Annotated in this window: 1 protein-coding gene; it reads right to left on the bottom strand. The window is 58.8% G+C overall.

Translation table 11 applies throughout. From position 1 onward, the window contains the following. Positions 1–119 (bottom strand): ArsA-related P-loop ATPase (locus ACZYOF_RS44760; protein WP_463331978.1); only part of this gene is annotated, 119 nt, incomplete at its 3' end. Positions 120–255 lie beyond the last annotated feature (136 nt).

Below are 255 nucleotides of genomic sequence, written 5' to 3'. Positions count from 1 at the left end.
CAGCCCACGATCAGGATCTTGTGGCCCATTTCGGCCAGCGCCGCCAGCGTGTTCTGCGAGGTGGTCGACTTGCCGATGCCACCCTTGCCGTAGAACGCGATTTGTCTCAGTGAAGACATGTTGCTCTCCATCAACCGATTTGCCAAAGTTTGCGCGCTGGCTCGCGCGCCAGCTTTGTTTCTCTCTCAGAAACGAGGCACACGGGTTCAAGGGAAGGAGAGCATCGCTCGTCTTGCGCGTCTGCGTGCACTCAGC

The sequence above is a fragment of the Bradyrhizobium sp. LeoA1Lang genome, assembly GCF_055413685.1.
The sequence above is the reverse complement of the archived record's forward strand: the minus strand, read 5'-3'. Positions and strand labels throughout refer to the sequence as shown.